The sequence below is a fragment of the Aeromonas sp. FDAARGOS 1415 genome (assembly GCF_019048365.1).
Taxonomy (GTDB): domain Bacteria; phylum Pseudomonadota; class Gammaproteobacteria; order Enterobacterales; family Aeromonadaceae; genus Aeromonas; species Aeromonas taiwanensis.
Genome location: NZ_CP077363.1, coordinates 1,445,001 through 1,464,405, shown reverse-complemented (window position 1 = coordinate 1,464,405; position 19,405 = coordinate 1,445,001). Strand labels below are relative to the sequence as shown.

Annotated in this window: 19 protein-coding genes and 2 rRNA genes (1 of these 21 running past the window's edge); 10 read left to right on the top strand and 11 right to left on the bottom strand. The window is 62.5% G+C overall.

All coding sequences use genetic code 11. The features are described from left to right. The first annotated feature begins 59 nt into the window (after positions 1-59). A complete protein-coding gene (locus I6L45_RS06995) occupies positions 60-848 on the top strand; it encodes a glycosyltransferase family 2 protein (protein WP_216983800.1) in 789 nt (262 codons plus the stop codon). Positions 849-898: 50 nt separating this feature from the next. On the opposite strand, the gene I6L45_RS06990 is transcribed toward I6L45_RS06995, so the two are convergent. Then, entirely contained in the window at positions 899-1,948 is a 1,050-nt protein-coding gene (locus I6L45_RS06990) for a glycosyltransferase family 9 protein (RefSeq protein ID WP_216983799.1), read from the bottom strand. A gap of 221 nt (positions 1,949-2,169) precedes the next feature. Here I6L45_RS06990 and coaD point away from each other — a divergent pair, with 221 nt between their 5' ends. Further along, positions 2,170-2,652 carry a pantetheine-phosphate adenylyltransferase gene (gene coaD, locus I6L45_RS06985; protein ID WP_216983798.1) on the top strand — a complete coding sequence of 161 codons (483 nt, stop codon included), beginning with the start codon at positions 2,170-2,172 and terminating at the stop codon, positions 2,650-2,652. Between the two features lie 74 nt (positions 2,653-2,726). On the opposite strand, the gene I6L45_RS06980 is transcribed toward coaD, so the two are convergent. The 6 genes from I6L45_RS06980 to radC form a co-directional block, all read right to left on the bottom strand. Continuing rightward, positions 2,727-3,599: a VirK/YbjX family protein gene (locus I6L45_RS06980; RefSeq protein ID WP_216983797.1), complete on the bottom strand. Its 873-nt coding sequence runs from the start codon at positions 3,597-3,599 to the stop codon at positions 2,727-2,729. A 176-nt stretch (positions 3,600-3,775) separates the two neighbouring features. Beyond that, positions 3,776-4,588, bottom strand: coding sequence for a bifunctional DNA-formamidopyrimidine glycosylase/DNA-(apurinic or apyrimidinic site) lyase (mutM, locus tag I6L45_RS06975; protein WP_134694207.1), 813 nt, complete (start codon positions 4,586-4,588; stop codon positions 3,776-3,778). 26 nt (positions 4,589-4,614) lie between these two features. Continuing rightward, the gene (locus I6L45_RS06970; protein WP_216983796.1) at positions 4,615-5,070 is read right to left on the bottom strand and encodes a hypothetical protein; all 456 of its coding nucleotides are present in this window, start codon (positions 5,068-5,070) and stop codon (positions 4,615-4,617) included. 90 nt (positions 5,071-5,160) lie between these two features. After that, entirely contained in the window at positions 5,161-5,328 is a 168-nt protein-coding gene (gene rpmG / locus I6L45_RS06965; RefSeq protein WP_005323752.1) for a 50S ribosomal protein L33, read from the bottom strand. Between the two features lie 11 nt (positions 5,329-5,339). Continuing rightward, positions 5,340-5,576, bottom strand: a complete 237-nt coding sequence (gene rpmB / locus I6L45_RS06960) for a 50S ribosomal protein L28 (RefSeq protein WP_005307492.1) — start codon at positions 5,574-5,576, stop codon at positions 5,340-5,342. A 137-nt stretch (positions 5,577-5,713) separates the two neighbouring features. Continuing rightward, positions 5,714-6,388: a DNA repair protein RadC gene (gene radC, locus I6L45_RS06955; protein WP_216983795.1), complete on the bottom strand. Its 675-nt coding sequence runs from the start codon at positions 6,386-6,388 to the stop codon at positions 5,714-5,716. A 148-nt stretch (positions 6,389-6,536) separates the two neighbouring features. On the opposite strand from radC, the gene coaBC reads away from it, so the two are divergent. The 4 genes from coaBC to I6L45_RS06935 all read left to right on the top strand — a co-directional run bounded on the left by coaBC (position 6,537) and on the right by I6L45_RS06935 (position 10,064). Further along, positions 6,537-7,739: a bifunctional phosphopantothenoylcysteine decarboxylase/phosphopantothenate--cysteine ligase CoaBC gene (coaBC, locus tag I6L45_RS06950; RefSeq protein WP_216983794.1), complete on the top strand. Its 1,203-nt coding sequence runs from the start codon at positions 6,537-6,539 to the stop codon at positions 7,737-7,739. Between the two features lie 90 nt (positions 7,740-7,829). Further along, positions 7,830-8,288: a dUTP diphosphatase gene (gene dut, locus I6L45_RS06945; protein ID WP_010676116.1), complete on the top strand. Its 459-nt coding sequence runs from the start codon at positions 7,830-7,832 to the stop codon at positions 8,286-8,288. A gap of 70 nt (positions 8,289-8,358) precedes the next feature. After that, positions 8,359-8,955 (top strand): nucleoid occlusion factor SlmA, encoded by a 597-nt coding sequence (gene slmA, locus I6L45_RS06940; RefSeq protein WP_043764131.1) that lies wholly within the window; start codon positions 8,359-8,361, stop codon positions 8,953-8,955. 272 nt (positions 8,956-9,227) lie between these two features. Further along, positions 9,228-10,064, top strand: coding sequence for a mechanosensitive ion channel domain-containing protein (locus I6L45_RS06935; protein ID WP_134694203.1), 837 nt, complete (start codon positions 9,228-9,230; stop codon positions 10,062-10,064). A 103-nt stretch (positions 10,065-10,167) separates the two neighbouring features. Here the strand turns inward: I6L45_RS06935 and I6L45_RS06930 are convergent, their stop codons facing one another. Then, positions 10,168-10,356 carry a holin gene (locus tag I6L45_RS06930; protein WP_210549652.1) on the bottom strand — a complete coding sequence of 63 codons (189 nt, stop codon included), beginning with the start codon at positions 10,354-10,356 and terminating at the stop codon, positions 10,168-10,170. Between the two features lie 403 nt (positions 10,357-10,759). Here I6L45_RS06930 and pgi point away from each other — a divergent pair, with 403 nt between their 5' ends. Then, positions 10,760-12,409, top strand: a complete 1,650-nt coding sequence (gene pgi, locus I6L45_RS06925; RefSeq protein ID WP_216983793.1) for a glucose-6-phosphate isomerase — start codon at positions 10,760-10,762, stop codon at positions 12,407-12,409. 355 nt (positions 12,410-12,764) lie between these two features. Here the strand turns inward: pgi and ilvC are convergent, their stop codons facing one another. Then, entirely contained in the window at positions 12,765-14,246 is a 1,482-nt protein-coding gene (ilvC, locus tag I6L45_RS06920; protein WP_043764265.1) for a ketol-acid reductoisomerase, read from the bottom strand. A gap of 229 nt (positions 14,247-14,475) precedes the next feature. Between ilvC and ilvY the strand changes: the two genes are divergently transcribed. The 3 genes from ilvY to I6L45_RS06905 all read left to right on the top strand — a co-directional run bounded on the left by ilvY (position 14,476) and on the right by I6L45_RS06905 (position 18,353). Then, entirely contained in the window at positions 14,476-15,369 is an 894-nt protein-coding gene (gene ilvY, locus I6L45_RS06915; protein ID WP_134694199.1) for an HTH-type transcriptional activator IlvY, read from the top strand. A 122-nt stretch (positions 15,370-15,491) separates the two neighbouring features. Further along, on the top strand, positions 15,492-15,683 hold the full coding sequence (locus I6L45_RS06910) for a hypothetical protein (protein WP_216983792.1): 192 nt from the start codon (positions 15,492-15,494) through the stop codon (positions 15,681-15,683). A gap of 90 nt (positions 15,684-15,773) precedes the next feature. Continuing rightward, positions 15,774-18,353, top strand: a complete 2,580-nt coding sequence (locus tag I6L45_RS06905; protein ID WP_216983791.1) for a bifunctional acetate--CoA ligase family protein/GNAT family N-acetyltransferase — start codon at positions 15,774-15,776, stop codon at positions 18,351-18,353. Between the two features lie 77 nt (positions 18,354-18,430). Here the strand turns inward: I6L45_RS06905 and rrf are convergent. Next, positions 18,431-18,545 (bottom strand): 5S ribosomal RNA (rrf, locus tag I6L45_RS06900). A 124-nt stretch (positions 18,546-18,669) separates the two neighbouring features. Beyond that, a 23S ribosomal RNA gene (locus tag I6L45_RS06895) occupies positions 18,670-19,405 on the bottom strand; it runs 2,153 nt beyond the window's last position.

Below are 19,405 nucleotides of genomic sequence, written 5' to 3'. Positions count from 1 at the left end.
GAATGGGCGCCAATCCGAGCATGACCCGCCCGCCGGGTGCCAACAAGAGTCCCTCGCCTGTGAAAAAACCGACCCTGGCGGCCGTCCTGATCGTCAAGAATGAAGCCGACAACCTGCGTGCCTGCCTCGCCTCTCTCGAGGACCTGGTGGACGAAATCGTCATCCTCGACTCCGGCAGTCAGGATGACACCCCCGCCATCGCCGCCGAATTCGGCGCCCGCTTCTTCGTCAACACCGCCTGGCCCGGCTTCGGCCGCCAGCGCCGTCTGGCCCAGTCCCATGTCCAGTCGGAATGGGTGCTCTGGCTGGATGCGGACGAGCGGCTCACCCCGGCGCTGCGAAGCGCCATCGCCGACGTCATGGCCAACCCGGGCCAGGACACCATCTACTCCATCCCGCGCCTCTCCTGGGTATTCGGCCGCTTCATCCGCCACAGCGGCTGGTATCCGGATCGGGTGCTGCGCCTCTATCCCAAGGCGCTGACCGGCTACAACGAGGCGCTCGTGCACGAGAAGGTGGAAGTGCGCGCCAACATGCAGATCGTCAACCTGCACGGTGACCTGCTCCACTTCACCTACCGGGATCTGGAACACTATCTGGTGAAGTCCGCCGGCTATGCCAGAGCCTGGGCCGATCAGCGTACCGCCCGCGGCAAGAAGGGCTCTCTGGGCCAGGGACTGGTGCACGCCGTCGGTTGCTTCCTCAAGATGTACCTGCTCAAGGCCGGCTTCCTCGACGGCAAGCAGGGCCTCCTGCTGGCCATACTGTCGGCCCACTCCACCTTCGTGAAGTACGCCGACCTCTGGATCCGCCAGCAGCCCCAGACACCGGACCAGGCGGGCAAGTAACCCGCCAGATCATCCGTATCACGAAACAGGGCCCATCGCGGGCCCTGTTTTTATTGCTCGATTTTTTCCTGCCAGAACGGCGGCGCCCAGCGGGCGATCGCCGCCGCCATGGCCTTGGGATCGAGCTGGCTCATGTCTTCCGGGTGATCGCTGTCTTCCGGCGGGCTGAACGCCAGGTGGCGTCCTTCACCGTTGAGCGGGCGCCAGCGCAGGGGCGTCGCCGAGCGGTGCGCCGGGAAGAAGCCGACGGTCGGCACGTCCAGCGCCGCGGCGATGTGCAGCGGCCCCGTGCTGCCCGCCACGAACAGGGCGGCGTTAGCCATCACCTGGCAGAACTTCGGCAACCCCTCGTCGGAGCGGTAGATCCAGCCGTTGCCGCCGTGGGCCAGCAGCTCGGCCGCCAGCTGTTCCGCCTTGCCCTCCTCCCCCGGCCCCGCTGTCAGCACGCACTGCAGCTCGGGACAGGCCTGGTTGAGCTTGATGATGAGGCGTGAATACTGCTCGATGGAGAGGTTGTTGGCCGAGCCACCGCTGCCGGCGTGCACCATCAGCCAGGGGCGGCCGGCATCCAGCTTCAGGCGGGTGGCGACCTGCTCGCGCACCTGTTGCAGGCTGGCGGGGTCGAAGTCGAGGTAGGGGCCCTGCGGCTCCACTGCCGCCTGATGCTGGTCGGCGAGGAAACGGCGCACCAGATCCAGGTTGTATTCGTACTCCGGCTTCTGGGAGCGGGAGCGGCGCTGCACCAGGCGATGGTTGTAGAGCACCTGGGCCAGCTTGGTGGCGGGGGCCAACCGGTAGGGAATGTGCGCCTTCCACACCAGCTTGGCGTTGCGGGTGTTGGAGAAGAGGCAGATGGAGGCATCGAAGGCGGCCGCCTTGATGCGCGCCAGCAGGGCGCGTTGCTGTTCCTTGTCGGCCCGGGCACCCGGGTCCAGGATGATCTCGTCGATCCAGGGGCAGAGGCGGGCCAGCGGCGCCGTGTAGGCGGGAACCAGGGCAGTCACATGACACTCCATGGAACGCTTGAGCATGGCAAAACTCGGCCAGGCCAGCATGAAGTCACCAATCTTGTCATTGCGGACTACCAGAATACGTTTCATAAAAAATCCCTTTGCTCCCAGTCACCCACGACGGAAGCTTGATGCGCGATGCGGGTATTCTTGCCTGATGCAGGGCGATTCTCAAGCGATGACACCGAAGGCCCCCGATTTGTGGGCAAGACGCGGGGGCTCGCGCCAAAAATCCGCGCCAACGCGGTCGCGCCCAACCCGCAACACCCCCTATAATGCGACCAATTTTCCGGCTTCAGGAAGTCAGCAGCATGACCAACAAGGTAATCTACCCCGGCACCTTCGACCCCATCACCAACGGCCACACCGACCTCATAGGCCGGGCCGCCAGGCTGTTTGACGAGGTGGTGGTCGGGGTGGCCAACAGCCCGAGCAAACGGCCGCTGTTCGATCTGACGGAGCGTGTCCAGCTGGCCCGGCAGGTGACGGCTCACCTGCCCAACGTCAAGGTGGTGGGCTTCTCCGGCCTGCTGGTGGATTTTGCCAGGGAGCAGCAGGCCAACGTGCTGATCCGGGGCCTGCGCGCCGTCTCCGACTTCGAGTACGAATTCCAGCTCGCCAACATGAACCGCCGCCTGATGCCGACCCTGGAGAGCGTCTTCCTCACCCCGGCGGAAGAGAACTCCTTCATCTCCTCCACCCTGGTGAAAGAGGTGGCGCTCCACGGCGGCGACATTCACCAGTTTGTCGATCCCTTGGTGGCCCAGGCCATCGCCGCCAAGCAGCAGCGCTAATTCCCTCCCCTGATGGGCCGAAACGAACAAGGGCTACCCGCGGGTAGCCCTTGTTGCATCAACGCACTGCACGCCTAGCTGTGGGCAAACTGCTGGCGGATCGCCCGCTCCAGCCCGTCCAGCCACTCGTAGCGACGCCGGTACATGGCCCGCTTCTTGGCGGCCACCTCCTCCAGCGGCTTGCGCACCACGGATTGCAGCCGCACGAAGTTGGCGTCCTGATCGAGAGCGCCAAACTCCTGCCACAGCTCGTCGTAGTCCGCCTGCAGGCAGGCTTTCTTCTTCTTGCTGTACCGTCTTGCCTGGAAGATGTGGGCCTTCATGCGCACCGCACAGACCCGGTGGGCCCCCATGGCCCCGGCCAGCGCCATCACCAGCATCACCACCAGCGACTTGGGTCTCAGACCCTGACCCGCCCGGGTCAATGCCCGCACCTGCTCCTGGGGCTGCTCGACACAGGGCTCTGGCCCCTGCACCGACCCGATCACCAGGGCCAGCTCCTGTTCGTTGCCCGCCAGGGAGAAGGCACAGCTGTAGAGTCGCTCCCCCCGCGCGTTGACGATGGAGAGCGCCAGCTCCGCCTCCCTGCGGAAGGTGCCGTCGTGACGCAGCACGATGCGCCAGCCGCCATCGGGAAAATGGCCCAGCACTATCCCCTCCCCCAGATAGAGCGGGTCGATGAGCTCGGGGTACAGGCCCAGCAGCAGGCGGTAGTGATCCTCCACCATCTTGACCCGCTGGTTCACCGTCGAGCAGGCGAAGCGATAGGGGCGCATCGGCTTGTCGAGCAGCTCGGGGTGGTGGGCGGGAAGCGCCCGCAGGGGGGCGCTCTGGAACAGCTCGAATACCCGGTTCAACTGCGCACGGTAGAGCAGACTGCGCAGCAAAAACTTGCCGCGATTGAAGGTCTTGCGGGCGCTGTCTTCGGGATATAGGAAGCGGGCCATATCGTGGGCACAATAGTGCCCCTGCCGGGATAAATGTTCCCAGTCTATTGATTTAGCTGTCATTTTATTACCTCGCAGCCTGAACTGGCGAGATAGTAGTCATGGGCTGACGCCGCTTCAACAGACCGGAAATACTCTCTTACAACTTGGCCGGTTCCGGCTCAAAAACCCCTCTTTCAACGTTGGCAGTGGGAGCAGAACACCGTGGTTCGCTGGCCCATCTTCACCTCGCTCAACAGGGTCTGGCAGTGGAAACAGGGTTGGCCGCCCCGGCCATAGACCTGCAGCTGCTGGACGAAATAGCCCGGCTTGCCGTCGGCGCTGGTGAAATCCTTGAGGGTGGTGCCCCCCTGCCGAATGGCTTCGGTCAGCACCCTCTTGATCTCGCTCACCAGGTTGCCCAGCCGCTCGGCGCTGATGTTGCCCGCCGCCCGCTTGGGGTGAATGCCGGCGGCATAGAGCGCCTCGTTGGCGTAGATGTTGCCCACCCCGACCACCACATGGTTGTCCATCAGGAACAGCTTGATGGCGGTGCTGCGCCCCTTGGCCCGCTCCCGCAGATAATCGGCGCTGAAGGCGTCGGTGAGCGGCTCCGGCCCCAGCTTGGCGAGCAGGGCGTGCGCCTCGGCCGGTTCACGGGTCCACAGCAGGGCACCGAAACGGCGCGGATCGTTGAGCCGCAGCAGTTTGCCGTTGGCCAGCTCGATGTCCACGTGATCGTGCTTCTCGGCCGGGGTGCCGATGTCCAGTACCCGCAGGCTGCCTGACATGCCCAGATGCAGGATGGCGGTACCGAAGTCGGTCTCCAGCAGCAGGTACTTGGCGCGGCGGCGGACCCGGTGAATGACGAGATCCACCAGCTCCTGGATTTCGCCAGGCACGGGCCAGCGCAGCCGGCCGTCCCGCACCACCACGCGGGTCACCTTGATGCCGGTGAGCCAGGGCGAGATCCCCTGGCGGCTGACTTCAACTTCCGGTAATTCAGGCATAGACGGGCCTCTCGCTCAGGGCGTGGTTAGGGGGTGGGCCGCATCAGATCGCGGTATTGCGCCTGACTCAGACTGAGCCAGGTCGAGGGGGGCAACAGGGCGCCAAATTTGCCGTCGTCCTGATAGAGCCCTACCTCGACGGGATCGCTCTGGCCGGCGATCCAGATCTTGAGGGTGACCGGCGCGCCGCGCACGGCCTCCCCCGGCGGCAGCAACCAGCCCTGCCACGCGTCGATACGGGCGGCCAGCTGGGCGCTGTCGAGCCCCAGATCCGGCCCGCTGCGCCACCCCTGGCCGATGCGCTCTATCTGCCAGCTCGGTCCCTGCCAGGTCAACACCACGGCATCCGCCGGCAACAAGGGGCGTGGTCGCTGGGCGCTGTTTTCCTGCTGCACCTGCTCGAGCCGGTGCAGCAGGGTAATGACGATCAGCACGCCCACGATGATCACGTTGTTCCAGCCTTTGCGGCTCAATTTAAACATGGCAAGCCTCCCTTCCAACCGGCAGTGTACTGAATTCCGACCATAAAAAAACCCGGCACAAGGCCGGGTTTTTGCAGCAAAACCAAGTAATTACTTGATTTTGCCTTCTTTGTAGATCACATGCTGACGAATCACGGGATCAAATTTCTTGATCTCCATTTTTTCGGGCATGGTGCGCTTGTTCTTGGTAGTGGTATAGAAGTGACCAGTACCGGCGCTGGAGTTCAGGCGAATCTTATCGCGAATACCTTTAGCCATGATCTAATTCCTTATACCTTAACGCCGCTGGCACGCAGTTCAGCCAGAACCACTTCAACGCCGCGCTTGTCGATGATACGCATGCCTTTTGCGGATACGCGCAGGCTCACGAAGCGTTTTTCACTCTCAACCCAGAAACGGTGAGTGTGCAGGTTCGGCAGGAAACGACGCTTGGTAGCGTTGTTAGCGTGCGAACGGTTGTTACCAACTGCCGGGCGCTTGCCGGTTACTTGGCATACTCTAGACATGTCAGTCTCTCCAAATCTTACTTCATTGCTCGAGCAAATATCTGCCCCGCTGGCCTTCGATTGCGGGGCAAACAGAAGGCGGCATTTTATACAGCATCCGTGATCAAAGATCAACTAATACAGTGCCAGAGCCCAGTCTATAGCCAACCACGCTCTGCAAAAGAAACCGTGATGCCGTCACCGATCACCAGGTGATCCAGCACTCTGATATCGACCAGGGCCAGGGCGGCCAGGATCCGATCCGTGATCTGGCGGTCGGCCCGACTGGGCTCGGCCACGCCGGATGGGTGATTATGCGCCAGAATCACGGCGGCTGCATTATGTTTGAGCGCGATCTGCACGATTTCCCTGGGCCAGACGCTCGCAGCGTCCAGCGTACCGTAAAAAAGTTCGACAAACTGGATGACCCTGTGCTGGTTATCGAGCAGCAGCAGCGCAAAGACCTCCCGCGGCCGATCCCGCAACTGGGCCTGCAGATAGGCCCGGGTGAGCCCGGGCGAGGTGAGCGCCTCCCCCCGTTGCAGCTGCTCGGCCAGATGGCGCCTGCCCATCTCCAGCACGGCCTGCAGTTGTGCGTACTTGGCCGGTCCGAGGCCATGCGCTTCGCAGAAGGTCTGCTGTTCGGCCCCGAGCAACGCCCGCAGGGAGCCAAACTGCCGCAACAGCTGGCGGGAGAGATCCACTGCACTCAACCCGCTCACCCCGGTGCGCAGGAAGATGGCCAGCAGTTCGGCATCGGAGAGCACCGTCGCTCCGCGGCGCAGCAACTTTTCCCGTGGGCGCTCCTCTTCAGGCCACTCCTTGATGCTCATTTGTCTCTCCCTGTCTGCCTATTGAGAGAAAACATAGCAAAGAATCCCGCGAGCCCGACCACAACTCCCCCATGTCAGCCTCTGTCGCCACCCACCGGCTGTGCTATCTTAGCCGACCAGTCAGATTGAGCCGGAAGAGATACAGCAGATGAGATTGGCCGATAAACGTATCCTGTTGGGTGTCAGCGGTGGCATCGCCGCCTACAAGAGTGCCGAGCTGGTGCGCCGCCTGAAAGATCAGGGGGCCGAGGTGCGCGTGGTGATGACCCGCTCCGCCAAGGAGTTCATCACGCCGCTGACCCTGCAGGCCGTCTCCGGATACCCGGTCTCGGACAGCCTGCTGGATCCGGCCGCCGAGGCGGGCATGGGCCACATCGAGCTGGCCAAATGGGCCGATCTGGTGCTGATCGCCCCCGCCAGCGCCAACCTGATGGCCCGCATGGCCGCCGGCATGGCGGACGAACTGCTCACCACCCTCTGTCTGGCCACCCCGGCCCCGGTTGCCCTGGCGCCGGCCATGAACCAGCAGATGTATCTGAACGCCGCCACCCAGGCCAACCTCCAAACTCTGGCCAATCGCGGCATCCAGCTCTGGGGGCCGGACTCCGGCAGCCAGGCCTGCGGCGACGTGGGTCCCGGCCGTATGCTGGATCCCCTCGACCTGGTAGAGCGCTGCTGCCAGCAGCTCGCCGCCGAGCCCCTGCTGGCAGGCGTCAGGCTGCTGCTCACCGCGGGACCGACCCGCGAGGCGCTGGATCCGGTGCGCTACATCAGCAACCACAGCTCCGGCAAGATGGGCTATGCCATCGCCCGCGCCGCCCGCGAGGCGGGCGCCGAGGTGATCCTGGTGAGCGGCCCCGTCAGCCTGCCAACGCCCCCCGGGGTGGAGCGGGTCGATGTGGAGAGTGCCCAGCAGATGCATGAGGCGGTGATGAGCCGGGTTGGCGAGTGCGATCTCTTCATCGGCTGCGCCGCCGTCGCCGATTACCGCCCCGAGCAGGTGGCCAGCCAGAAGATCAAGAAGACCGGCGACAACGACCAGATGGTCCTGACCCTGGTCAAGAATCCCGACATCATCGCCGATGTGGGAGCCAGGTCAGACAAACCCTTCACCGTCGGATTTGCCGCCGAAACCGTGGATGTGGAACAATACGCCCTCGACAAATTGCGACGCAAACGGCTGGACATGATCGCTGCCAACGATGTGTCCCGTGCCGGCCAGGGCTTCAATGCCAATGACAACGCCCTGACCGTCTTCTGGCAAGGGGGTCAAGCCGCGCTGCCCCTGGCCGATAAGCTGACGCTGGCTCGTCATCTTGTCGCCCTGATTGCACGCCACTATCGACCTTGAGCCCGCTCCCGGGCCCATTGAACATGCCGGGTGCCCCACAGGCACCCGCTGAACCACCCGATCGCCCGGCGATCCAATTGAACAATATTCATGACGACACAAATTGAACTGAAAATTCTGGATGCCCGCATCGGCACCGACTTCCCGCTGCCCGCCTACGCCACGCCCGGCTCCGCCGGCATGGATCTGCGCGCCCTGCTGGATGCCCCGCTGACCCTGGCCCCGGGCGACACCACGCTAGTGCCGACCGGGCTGGCCATCCACATCCAGGATCCGGGTCTGTGTGCCACCATCCTGCCCCGCTCCGGCCTCGGCCATAAGCACGGCATCGTACTGGGCAACCTGGTGGGCCTGATCGATTCCGATTACCAGGGCCAGCTGATGGTCTCGGTGTGGAATCGCGGCAACGACAGCTTCACCATGCAGCCCGGCGAGCGCATCGCCCAGCTGGTGATCCTGCCGGTGGTTCAGGCCAGCTTCCAGCTGGTCGACGAGTTCAATCAGAGTGAACGGGGTGAAGGCGGGTTTGGTTCTTCTGGTCGCCAATAACAAGACCACACGGCCCCTTGGGGCACGTGCCAAATAACAGAATCAAGCCATTGTTTTTTTAGGGGAATCCATGGCAAGCAGTAACCAGAAACAGAGTCGGCGCGATCAGATCCTGCAGGCACTCGCCCACATGCTGGAAACCAGCCCGGGCCAGCGCATCACCACGGCTCGCCTGGCGGCCGAGGTGGGTGTGTCAGAGGCGGCCCTCTACCGGCATTTTCCCAGCAAGGCGAGGATGTTCGAGGGGCTGATCGACTTCATCGAGGATTCCCTGCTGTCACGGGTCAACCTGATCATGGCCGAAGAGAAGGACACCATGGCCCGCTGCCACCACATACTGCAGCTGCTGCTGGTGTTCGCCGAACGCAACCCGGGTATCACCCGCATCCTCAACGGCGACGCCCTGCTGGGGGAGCACGATCGGCTGCGGGATCGCATCAGTGTCCTGTTCGACAAGCTGGAGACCCAGCTCAAGCAGGCGCTGCGGGAGAAGCGCCTGCGGGAAGGCCAGGGCTTCCAGCTCGACGAGACCATGCTCGCCAACCTGCTGCTGGCTTATGCAGAGGGCCGGATAAGCCAATTCGTTCGTTCCGAGTTCAAGCTCAAGCCCACCGCCGGCTTCGAGGACCAGTGGCAGTTCATGCGCAGCCAGCTGCTGCAAAGCTGATACCGAAGGGCGGATCAACCAACACGTCCGCTCCGAGTGCAAGCTCAAGCCCACCGCCGGCGTCGAGGACCAGTGGCAATTCATGCGCAGTCAACTGTTGCGGAGTTGAGACAACCTGACCCGAAAAGGGCGAGTACACAGGGAGGCCTTGGCCTCCCTTGTTTTTTATGACAGCGTGCCATGACAGGAAATAAGCACCAGATGCGACCCAGACTGTCGCGTTCAGGTGTTAGATTCATGCGCCATCCACCTTCAAACCAACAGGATATCCTATGGAACCCGAGATCATTACCGAAGCGCAAACCTGGCTGGTCAACAACCAGGGGCTGATCATCGAGTATGCGGTCAACATCACCGCTGCCCTGCTCACCCTGCTGGTCGGTTACATCGCCGCCAACCTGCTCAGTGGTGGTGCCGTCAAGGTGATGCAGAGCCGCAAGCTCGATACCACCATCACCGAATTCGTCGGCAGCATCCTCAAGTACACCATACTGGTGTTCGTGGTGATCGCCGCCCTGGGCAGGGTCGGTGTGCAAACCGCCTCCTTCGTGGCCATCATAGGTGCCGCCGGTCTGGCCATCGGCCTGGCACTGCAGGGGTCGCTCTCCAACTTCGCGGCCGGCTTCCTGCTCATCATCTTCCGCCCCATCAAGGCGGGGGAATTCATCGAAGTGGCCGGCACCAACGGCGTGGTTCAGGCGGTGCAACTGTTCACCACCACCCTCACCTCAGGTGACAACAAGATGGTGGTGGTACCGAACTCCGCCATCCTCAACGGCACCATAGTCAACTACTCCCGCATGGATACCCGTCGCGTCGACATGACCTTCGGCATCGGTTACAACTCAGACCTGCGCAAGGCCAAGCAGATCCTCGAGCGCCTGGTGAGCGAAGAGCCGCGCATCCTCAAAGATCCGGCCGCTACCATCGCCGTCGCCGCGCTGGCCGACTCCTCGGTCAATATCGTGGTGCGTCCCTGGGTCAAGACCGGCGACTACTGGGGTGTCTGGTTCGACTTCCACGAGAAGGTGAAACTGACCTTCGACGCCGAAGGCATCGAGATCCCCTTCCCTCAGATGGTCATGCACATGCAAAAAACGCAGGCCTGATCCCCTGAATGCGACAATGCCAGCCCCCGGGCTGGCATTGTCGTTTCTGGGCCCCGGTCACCCGGGCCGGCCTCCTTTGCCTCGTCACTGTGCTCAGCCGAACTCAGGCCAGCCGTCTGGCCAACCGGTTGAGCAGCGGCTGTATCAGCACATAGCCCCCCAGCACGGCCCCCATGACCGCCAGCACCCGCATCTCGAGCGTCGGTGCGGCCGTCGTCAATGCCAGGGTCAGCAGGCCGATGAGACCGGTGGCGATCAGGCTCAGGGCAAACAGGGACAGTACGCGTTTCATGTCGATCTCCTCGTTCCAATAACCTGGCCATCCCTGGGAGAATCGTCCATCTGGTCGGATAATAACCGGCTCCGGACGGAGCAAGTTTGCGTTTGCGCATAAAATCGACGAAAAGGTGTATTGCCAGGCGTCATTCGAGGGGATGGGCACAGTGTCTCTCCGGCCCCGGGCTGAAAACCCTTTCACCCGTGCAAGCCAGGCCAAGCATGCGCCAACGCAAGATCCTGCGGCCACGGGTGGCTCATAATCGCCGCGTTTTGGTTGTAAACTCCTTCGGTGCAGACAATTGGTAAAGCTCTGTTACACGGGCTGAACGCAGCGCCCGGTATAATGCTCGAATAAGAAGGTTTGGCGGGAGCCTTGCCTGCAAGGTTCAAACACAACTTGGCATTTCAGGAATCCTATGAAAAACATCAATCCGACCCGGACCCAGGCCTGGCAGGCACTGGAAGCCCATTTTGCAGCTAACAAGGAGAGCCGTCTCAAGGATCTGTTCGCACAGGATCCCCAACGTTTCGACAAGTTCTCCCTCACCTTCGGTGGCGACATCCTGGTCGACTACTCCAAGAACCTGATCACCGAGGAGACCCTCAAGCTGCTGGTCAACCTGGCCAACGAAACCGACCTGCGCAGCGCCATCGATGCCATGTTCAACGGCGACAAGATCAACATGACCGAAGGGCGCGCCGTGCTGCACACCGCCCTGCGCAACCGTTCCGATTGCCCCATCGAGGTGGACGGCAAGGACGTGATGCCGGAAGTCAACGCCGTGCTGGCCAAGATGAAGGGTTTCTGCGAGAAGGTCATCTCCGGTGAGTGGAAGGGCTATACAGGCAAACCGATCCAGCACGTGGTCAACATCGGCATCGGCGGCTCCGATCTGGGCCCCGTCATGATCACCGAGGCCCTGCGCCCCTACAAGAATCACCTGGAGATGCACTTCGTCTCCAACGTCGACGGCACCCACATCGCCGAGACCCTGAAGAAGATCGATCCGGAAACCACCCTCTTCCTGGTGGCCTCCAAGACCTTCACCACTCAGGAGACCATGACCAACGCCCTGACCGCCCGCGACTGGTTCCTCGGCCACGCCGGCGACAAGGCGCACGTCGCCAAGCACTTTGCCGCCCTCTCCACCAACGGCAAAGCCGTGGCCGAGTTCGGCATCGACACCGCCAACATGTTCGAGTTCTGGGACTGGGTCGGCGGCCGCTACTCCTCCTGGTCCGCCATCGGCATGCCCATCGCCCTCTCCCTCGGTTTCGAACACTTCGAGGCCCTGCTGCAAGGCGCCTTCGAGATGGACATGCACTTCGCCACTGCCGCCTATGAGCAGAACGTGCCCGTGCTGCTGGCCCTGATCGGCCTGTGGTACAACAACTTCTACGGCGCCGAATCCGAAGCCATCCTGCCCTACGACCAGTACATGCACCGCTTCCCCGCCTACTTCCAGCAGGGCAACATGGAGTCCAACGGCAAGTACGTGGACCGCGACGGCAACAAAGTCGACTACCAGACCGGCCCCATCATCTGGGGTGAGCCGGGTACCAACGGCCAGCACGCCTTCTACCAGCTGATCCACCAGGGCACCAAGCTGATCCCCTGCGACTTCCTGGCCCCGGCCATCAGCCACAACCCCATCGGTGACCACCATCCGAAACTGCTGGCCAACTTCTTCGCCCAGACCGAGGCCCTGGCCTTCGGCAAGAGCAAGGAGGCCGTGGAGGCCGAGTTCCTGGCCGCCGGCAAGACGCTCGACCAAGTTAAAGAGCTGGTGCCGTTCAAGGTGTTCGAAGGCAACCGCCCGACCAACAGCATCCTGTTCAAGAGCCTGACCCCGAAGACCCTCGGCTCCCTGATCGCCATGTACGAGCACAAGATCTTCGTGCAGGGCGCGATCTGGAACATCTTCAGCTTCGATCAGTGGGGTGTGGAGCTGGGCAAGCAGCTGGCCAACAAGATCCTGCCGGAACTGGGCAACGACGAGGTGGTCACCAGCCACGACGGCTCCACCAACGGCCTGATCAACACCTGGAAAGCCTGGAAGGCCTGATTGCTCACGCCCTCCTGAATGCAAAAGCCCCGCTCGATGAGCGGGGCTTTTTTGTTGGCTTCAACCGGTCTGCTTGCATCATCCGGACGACTGGCCAGGTGTCTAAGCCGGCCAGTAACGGGAATCGTCATCCCCGCCCCTTCTGATGCTGCGCAGCGAAGGCTTAGCCGCCGACGGCGATGCGCTTCATGTCCTTCATGTAGCCACGCAGGGTCTGGCCGATCTTCTCGCACCAGGCATGGTTGCGGGTCATGCCAGATTAGCCGCCGACGGCGATACGCTTCATGTCCTTCATGTAACCGCGCAGGGTCTGGCCGATCTTCTCGCACCAGGCATGGTTGCGGGTCATGCCAGATTAGCCGCCGACGGCGATGCGCTTCATGTCCTTCATGTAGCCGCGCAGGGTCTGGCCGATCTTCTCGATCGGGTGGTTGCGGGTCGCTTCGTTGGCAGCCAGCAGGGCCAGGTTGTCCACGGCCTTGCTCTCGGCGCGGGCGCTGCCCAGATCCCCGGCCTGCAGGGTCGGCATGAAGTGCTCGCGCAGCAGCGGCACGGCGGCGTTGGCGAACAGGTAGTTGCCGTACTCCGCAGTGTCGGAGATGACCACGTTCATCTCGTACAGACGCTTGCGGGCAACGGTGTTGGCGATCAGCGGCAGCTCGTGCAGAGACTCGTAGTAGGCGGATTCTTCGTAGATGCCGGAGGCCACCATGGTCTCGAACGCCAGCTCGACACCCGCCTTGACCATGGCCACCATGACCACGCCGTTGTCGAAGTACTCCTGCTCGGCGATCTTGCCGGCATAGGCAGGGGCATTTTCGAAGGCGGACTTGCCTGTTTCTTCGCGCCAGCCGAACAGCTTGGCATCGTCTTCGGCCCAGTCAGCCATCATGCCGCGGGAGAACTCGCCGGCGATGATGTCATCCATGTGCTTCTCGAACAGCGGGCGCATCAGGGTGCGCAGTTGCTCGGACAGCTCGAAGGCACGCAGCTTGGCCGGGTTGGAGAGACGGTCCATCATCAGGCTGATGCCGCCCTGCTTCAGGGCCTCGGTGATGGTCTCCCAGCCGAACTGGATCAGCTTGCCGGCATAAGCGGGATCTGTACCCTCGGCAACCAGTTTGTCGTAGCAGAGCAGGGAACCGGCCTGCAGCATGCCGCAGAGGATGGTCTGCTCGCCCATCAGGTCGGATTTCACTTCCGCGACGAAGGAGGATTCCAGCACGCCGGCACGATCGCCGCCGGTGGCAGAAGCCCACGCCTTGGCGATGGCCATGCCCTCGCCCTGGGGATCGTTCTCCGGGTGCACGGCGATCAGGGTCGGTACACCGAAGCCGCGCTTGTACTCTTCACGCACCTCGGTACCCGGGCACTTGGGGGCGACCATGACGACGGTGATGTCGGAGCGGATCTGCTGACCCTCTTCCACCACGTTGAAGCCGTGGGAGTAACCCAGTGCGGCGCCCTGCTTCATCAGCGGCATCACGGTTTTCACCACGTCGGAGTGCTGCTTGTCCGGAGTCAGGTTCAGCACCAGATCGGCGGTCGGGATCAGATCTTCATAAGTGCCGACCACGAAGCCATTGTCGGTGGCCTTCTGCCAGGAGGCACGCTTCTCGGTGATGGCGGCCTTGCGCAGGGCGTAGGAGATATCCAGCCCGGAGTCGCGCATGTTCAGGCCCTGGTTCAGGCCCTGGGCGCCACAGCCCACAATCACCACCTTCTTGCCCTTGAGCGCCGCACAACCGTCCGCGAACTCTTCGCGCTGCATGAAACGACACTTGCCCAGCTGGGCCAGCTGCTGGCGCAGGTTCAGGGTGTTGAAATAATTAGCCATGGTGATTGCTCCGTTCGATTGATTCCATGCCGGGTAACGGCGTTGTCCAAACCACTATAGCGCGGGACACTTATTGCCTGAACTGATATATTCGAAACAGTACGTTGCAATAATTGAAATGTGACGCCCCGCCATTTCCCACCCCGGATAGCCCCATTTCGGGTGCCAACCCGGGCAGGATACGGGCGGTACTGACGACTCGGCGCCGTGCGCCCCCAGGAATAGATAGATGGACCTTCGCAATCTCGAGCTGTTTCTCCACCTCGCCGACTCCCTCCACTTCGGCAAAAGCGCCGATGCCATGGCGGTCAGTCCCTCCACCCTGAGCCGCGCCATCCAGCGGCTGGAACAGGAGACCGGCTGCGTGCTGTTCGAGCGGGACAATCGCTCGGTACGGCTCACCCCGGCGGGGGAGAAGCTGCGAGAGTTTGGAGGAGCCCTGTTGCAGGAGTGGCGCCAGCTCAAGCAGGAACTCAAGCGCAGCGACGAACCGCTGCAGGGGCGGCTGCGGGTGTTCTGCTCGGTCACCGCCAGCTACTTCCTGCTGCCCGAGGTGCTGGAGCGCTTTCGCCGCCGCTACCCCCAGCTGGAGATCAAGCTGGAGACCGGCGACCCGGCCCTGGCGGTGGACAAGATCCTGGCGGACGAGGCCGACCTCGCCATCGCCGCACGCCCGGATGCCCTCTCCTCCAAGCTGGAATTTGCCAGTCTGCAGCAGGTGCCGCTGGTCTTCATCGCCCCACGCAATGCCCCCCAGCAGAGCCAGTGGTTCCAGCAGGGCGAGCCGGACTGGGAACGGCTGCCCCTCATCCTCTCCGAGCAGGGGCTGGCCAGAAAGCGCTGTGACCAGTGGTTTCGCAACAAGGGGATAGCCCCCAACCTCTATGCCGAGGTGGCGGGCAATGAGGGCATCGTCGCCATGGTGGCCCTCGGCTTCGGCGTCGGCGTGGTCCCCGCCGCCGTGATCGATCACAGCCCCATGGGTGACAAGGTACGCATCGTCGAGCCCAAACCGGCGCTCAAACCGTTCGACGTCGGCATCGCCGTGCTCAAGAAGCGGCTGGAAGAACCGCTGATCCGCGCCTTCTGGGATACGGCGCGCGGCCAGGGTGGCACGCGCTGACCCTGCGACGGGGTGTCGTGACTGCCGATACACAGTTATCAAGTGTCAAATGTATCAGTATGAAAGCGGGGGAGAAGGGGGGAGACTGGCCGGCCCAAACAGCCATCATCAGGGAATAGCACATGAGCCAGCATCTTGTCGAAATCCGGAGCGCCATCCTGTTCGCAGAATATCTGCAGAGTCTGGGGATACAACGCCATGAACTCGATCGGGAGCAGGAGATCTACCTGCAGGACCGGCACCTCGCCACGGTGCAATGCATCCAGGGAGAGCTGCGATTTTATCTGCGCGCCAATGCCCTCACCCGATCGTGATCCGCAACCGGTCACAGAACGAACGCGCAAAGCGTATTAGACTGGCACCATCCGTCACCCTCGACCCGGGGGTCGTCCTCAGGAGTGCCCATGAAACAAAGCGGCCTGGATCGGCTCTTCAAACCCCACTCTATCGCCGTCATCGGAGCCTCCGGCGATCCGCAAAAAGCCGGGCATGTGGTCATCAGACACCTGCTTGCGGGCCAGTTCCAGGGCCCCATACTGCCGGTTGCCCCCCACAGCCAGTCCGTCGCCGGGGTACTCGCCTATCCTGATGTCGAGAGTCTCCCCCTCTCCCCGGATCTCGCCATCGTCTGCACCCGGCGCGAACGGGTGCTGCCACTCATCGAGGAGCTCGGCAAGAAGGGGACGGGGGCGGCCATCATCCTGGCCGCCCAGTTCTCCGGTGACGAGCGCCAACGGCTCAGAGCGCTGTGCCGGCAGTACGGTATCCGTTTGCTCGGCCCCAACAGCATGGGCATGCTGCTGCCGGGCCAGGGCATCAATGCCAGCTTCTCCCCCATCGCCGCCACCCCGGGGCAGGTGGCGTTTCTCTCCCAGTCGGCGGCGGTCAGCACCACCATCCTCGACTGGGCCAAGCAGCGCGAGATAGGCTTCTCGGCCTTCATCTCCCTGGGGGATCACTGCGACATCGACTTCGGCCAGCTGCTGGATCAGCTCTCCCGCGACGGGACGACCCGCGCCATTCTGATCTACATGGACAAGCTGCACGATGCGAGGCACTTTCTCTCCGCCGCCCGCGCCGCCTCGCGCAACAAGCCCATCCTGGTCCTCAAGAGCGGGCGGCACGACCCGGCCAATGGCCTCGACAACGTCTATGATGCCGCCATCCGCCGGGCCGGCATGCTGCGCGTCCGGGATACCCACGAGCTGTTCGCCACCGTCGAGACCCTGAGCCACTCCCTGACCCTCAAGGGAGAGCGGCTCGCCATCCTCTCCAATGGGCGGGGTCTGGCCAACATGGCCGCCGATGTGCTGCTGGCGCGCGGCGGCAAGCTGGCGATGGCACCACTCGACATCGGCAGCGATGCCGATATCGAGTCCTACAAGAGTGCACTGGAGGCCCTGCTGCAGGGGGAGGCTGCCGATGCCATCCTGCTGATCCACGCCCCCTCCCTCACCGCCCGTGGTGCGACCCTCGCCAGCAGCCTGATCGACTTCATCAGGCAGCATCCCCGTGCTCGTCGCTTCAACATCCTCACCAACTGGGCGGGGGAATACTCCGCCCAGGAGGGACGTCGCCTGTTCAACGAGGCGGGGATCCCCACCTATCGCACCCCGGAGAGCGCCGTCACCGCCTTCATGCACATGGTGGAATATCGCCGCAACCAGAAGCAGCTGATGGAAACCCCGGCCTCCCTGCACGGGGACCGGCTCGATGTCGAACGCTGCCAGCAGCTGCTCCAGCAGGCGCTGGATCGCCAGCAGCGGGTGCTGGATACCCACCTGGTCCAACCCATCATGCAGGCCGCCGGACTGTCCACTCTGGCGACCTGGATCGTCACCGATTCTATCGAAGCCGCCCTGACGGCAGAGCAGATCGGTTACCCGGTGGCAGTGAAGCTGCGCTCACCCGACATCGCTCACAAGTCAGAAGTGCACGGCGTCATGCTGAATCTGCGAACCTCGGCGGAGGTGGCTCAGGCGGCGGATGCCATCCTGGACAGGGTACGTCAGCACGACCCGGGTGCCCGTATCGAAGGCCTGCTGGTACAGCGTATGGCGCGCCGCAGCGGCGGACTGGAGCTGCGGATCAGGTTGCAGCAGGATCCCGTCTTCGGACCCGTCATCCTGCTTGGCGAATCCGGCGCCGAGCCTCACGAAATGGTCGCGGCCCTCCCGCCCCTCAACCAGGCGCTGGCGCGCTACCAGATCATCGGAGCCCTCAAGGACGGCAAGATCCGCGAGCAGGCCAGCCCAATACGGCTCGATATCGACGCTCTGGGCCAGGTGCTGTGCCAGCTCTCCGAGCTGCTGCTGGCCTTCCCCGAGATACAAGAGCTGGACCTGCATCCGCTGCAGGCCTGTGGCGATGAGATGGTGATCCTTGATGCCCGTCTCGTCCTGATGGAGAGAGGGCAACAGATGCTGCCGCTCGCTATCCGCCCCTATCCGACCGAGCTGGAAGAGGGCGCCTGGCTCAAGGACAAGAGTCATGTGCTGCTGCGCCCCATCCGCCCCGAGGATGAGCCTGCCCACAAGCAGTTCGTAAAGCTGGTGTCCGATGAGGACAGGTACAAGCGCTTCTTCGCCGACGTGGGGGAGCTGGGACACGAGGAACTGGCCCGCATGACCCAGATCGATTACGACCGGGAGATGGCCTTCGTCGCCGTGGGGCAGGACGGTCCTTTCAGCCAGCAGATCCTGGGGGTGGTTCGAGCCATTGCCAGTCCGGATCAGTCAGATGCAGAGTTTGCCATCCTGGTGCGCTCTGATTTGAAGGGGCTGGGGCTCGGCAAACTGATGATGGAGAAGATTGTGCGCTACGCGAAAGAGCGAGGCATTGGCCAATTGTCGGGCATGACCATGCCCAGCAATCGCGGTATGATCAATCTGGCCAGGCGACTCGGCTTCAAGATCGATATCCAGCTGGAGGACGGGGTTGTCAACATGGCGCTGCTCTGTGCCGATGAGGCAGAAGGGGCCTAGCACCAGAAAATGGTGGGGATGAGAAATTTCAGGCAATAAAAAAGCCCGCTCGAATGAGCGGGCTTCTTCAATTGGGTGCCTGGCAGTGTCCTACTCTCGCATGGCGAATGCCACACTACCATCGGCGCTACAGCGTTTCACTTCTGAGTTCGGCATGGGGTCAGGTGGTTCCACTGCGCTATTGCCGCCAGGCAAAATCTTCAATCTTGGAAAGCTGACGTGAATAACGACTTGGCTAGTGTGCTGCCTCGCTATCACTGAATTTGTAAGTAGTTCATGCACTTGCTACAGGCCCAGAACACTTCTTGGGTGTTGTATGGTTAAGCCTCACGGGTAATTAGTATGGGTTAGCTCAACACGTCGCCGCGCTTACACACCCCACCTATCAACGTTGTGGTCTCCAACGGCCCTTTAGGACCCTCAAGGGGTCAGGGATGACTCATCTCAGGGCTCGCTTCCCGCTTAGATGCTTTCAGCGGTTATCGATTCCGAACTTAGCTACCGGGCAGTGCCACTGGCGTGACAACCCGAACACCAGAGGTTCGTTCACTCCGGTCCTCTCGTACTAGGAGCAACTCCCTTCAATCATCCAACGCCCACGGCAGATAGGGACCGAACTGTCTCACGACGTTCTGAACCCAGCTCGCGTACCACTTTAAATGGCGAACAGCCATACCCTTGGGACCGACTTCAGCCCCAGGATGTGATGAGCCGACATCGAGGTGCCAAACACCGCCGTCGATATGAACTCTTGGGCGGTATCAGCCTGTTATCCCCGGAGTACCTTTTATCCGTTGAGCGATGGCCCTTCCATTCAGAACCACCGGATCACTATGACCTACTTTCGTACCTGCTCGACCTGTCCGTCTCGCAGTTAAGCTGGCTTATGCCATTGCACTAACCTCCTGATGTCCGACCAGGATTAGCCAACCTTCGTGCTCCTCCGTTACTCTTTGGGAGGAGACCGCCCCAGTCAAACTACCCACCAGGCACTGTCCGCGGCCCAGATTCATGGGCCTGCGTTAGAACATCAAACATACAAGGGTGGTATT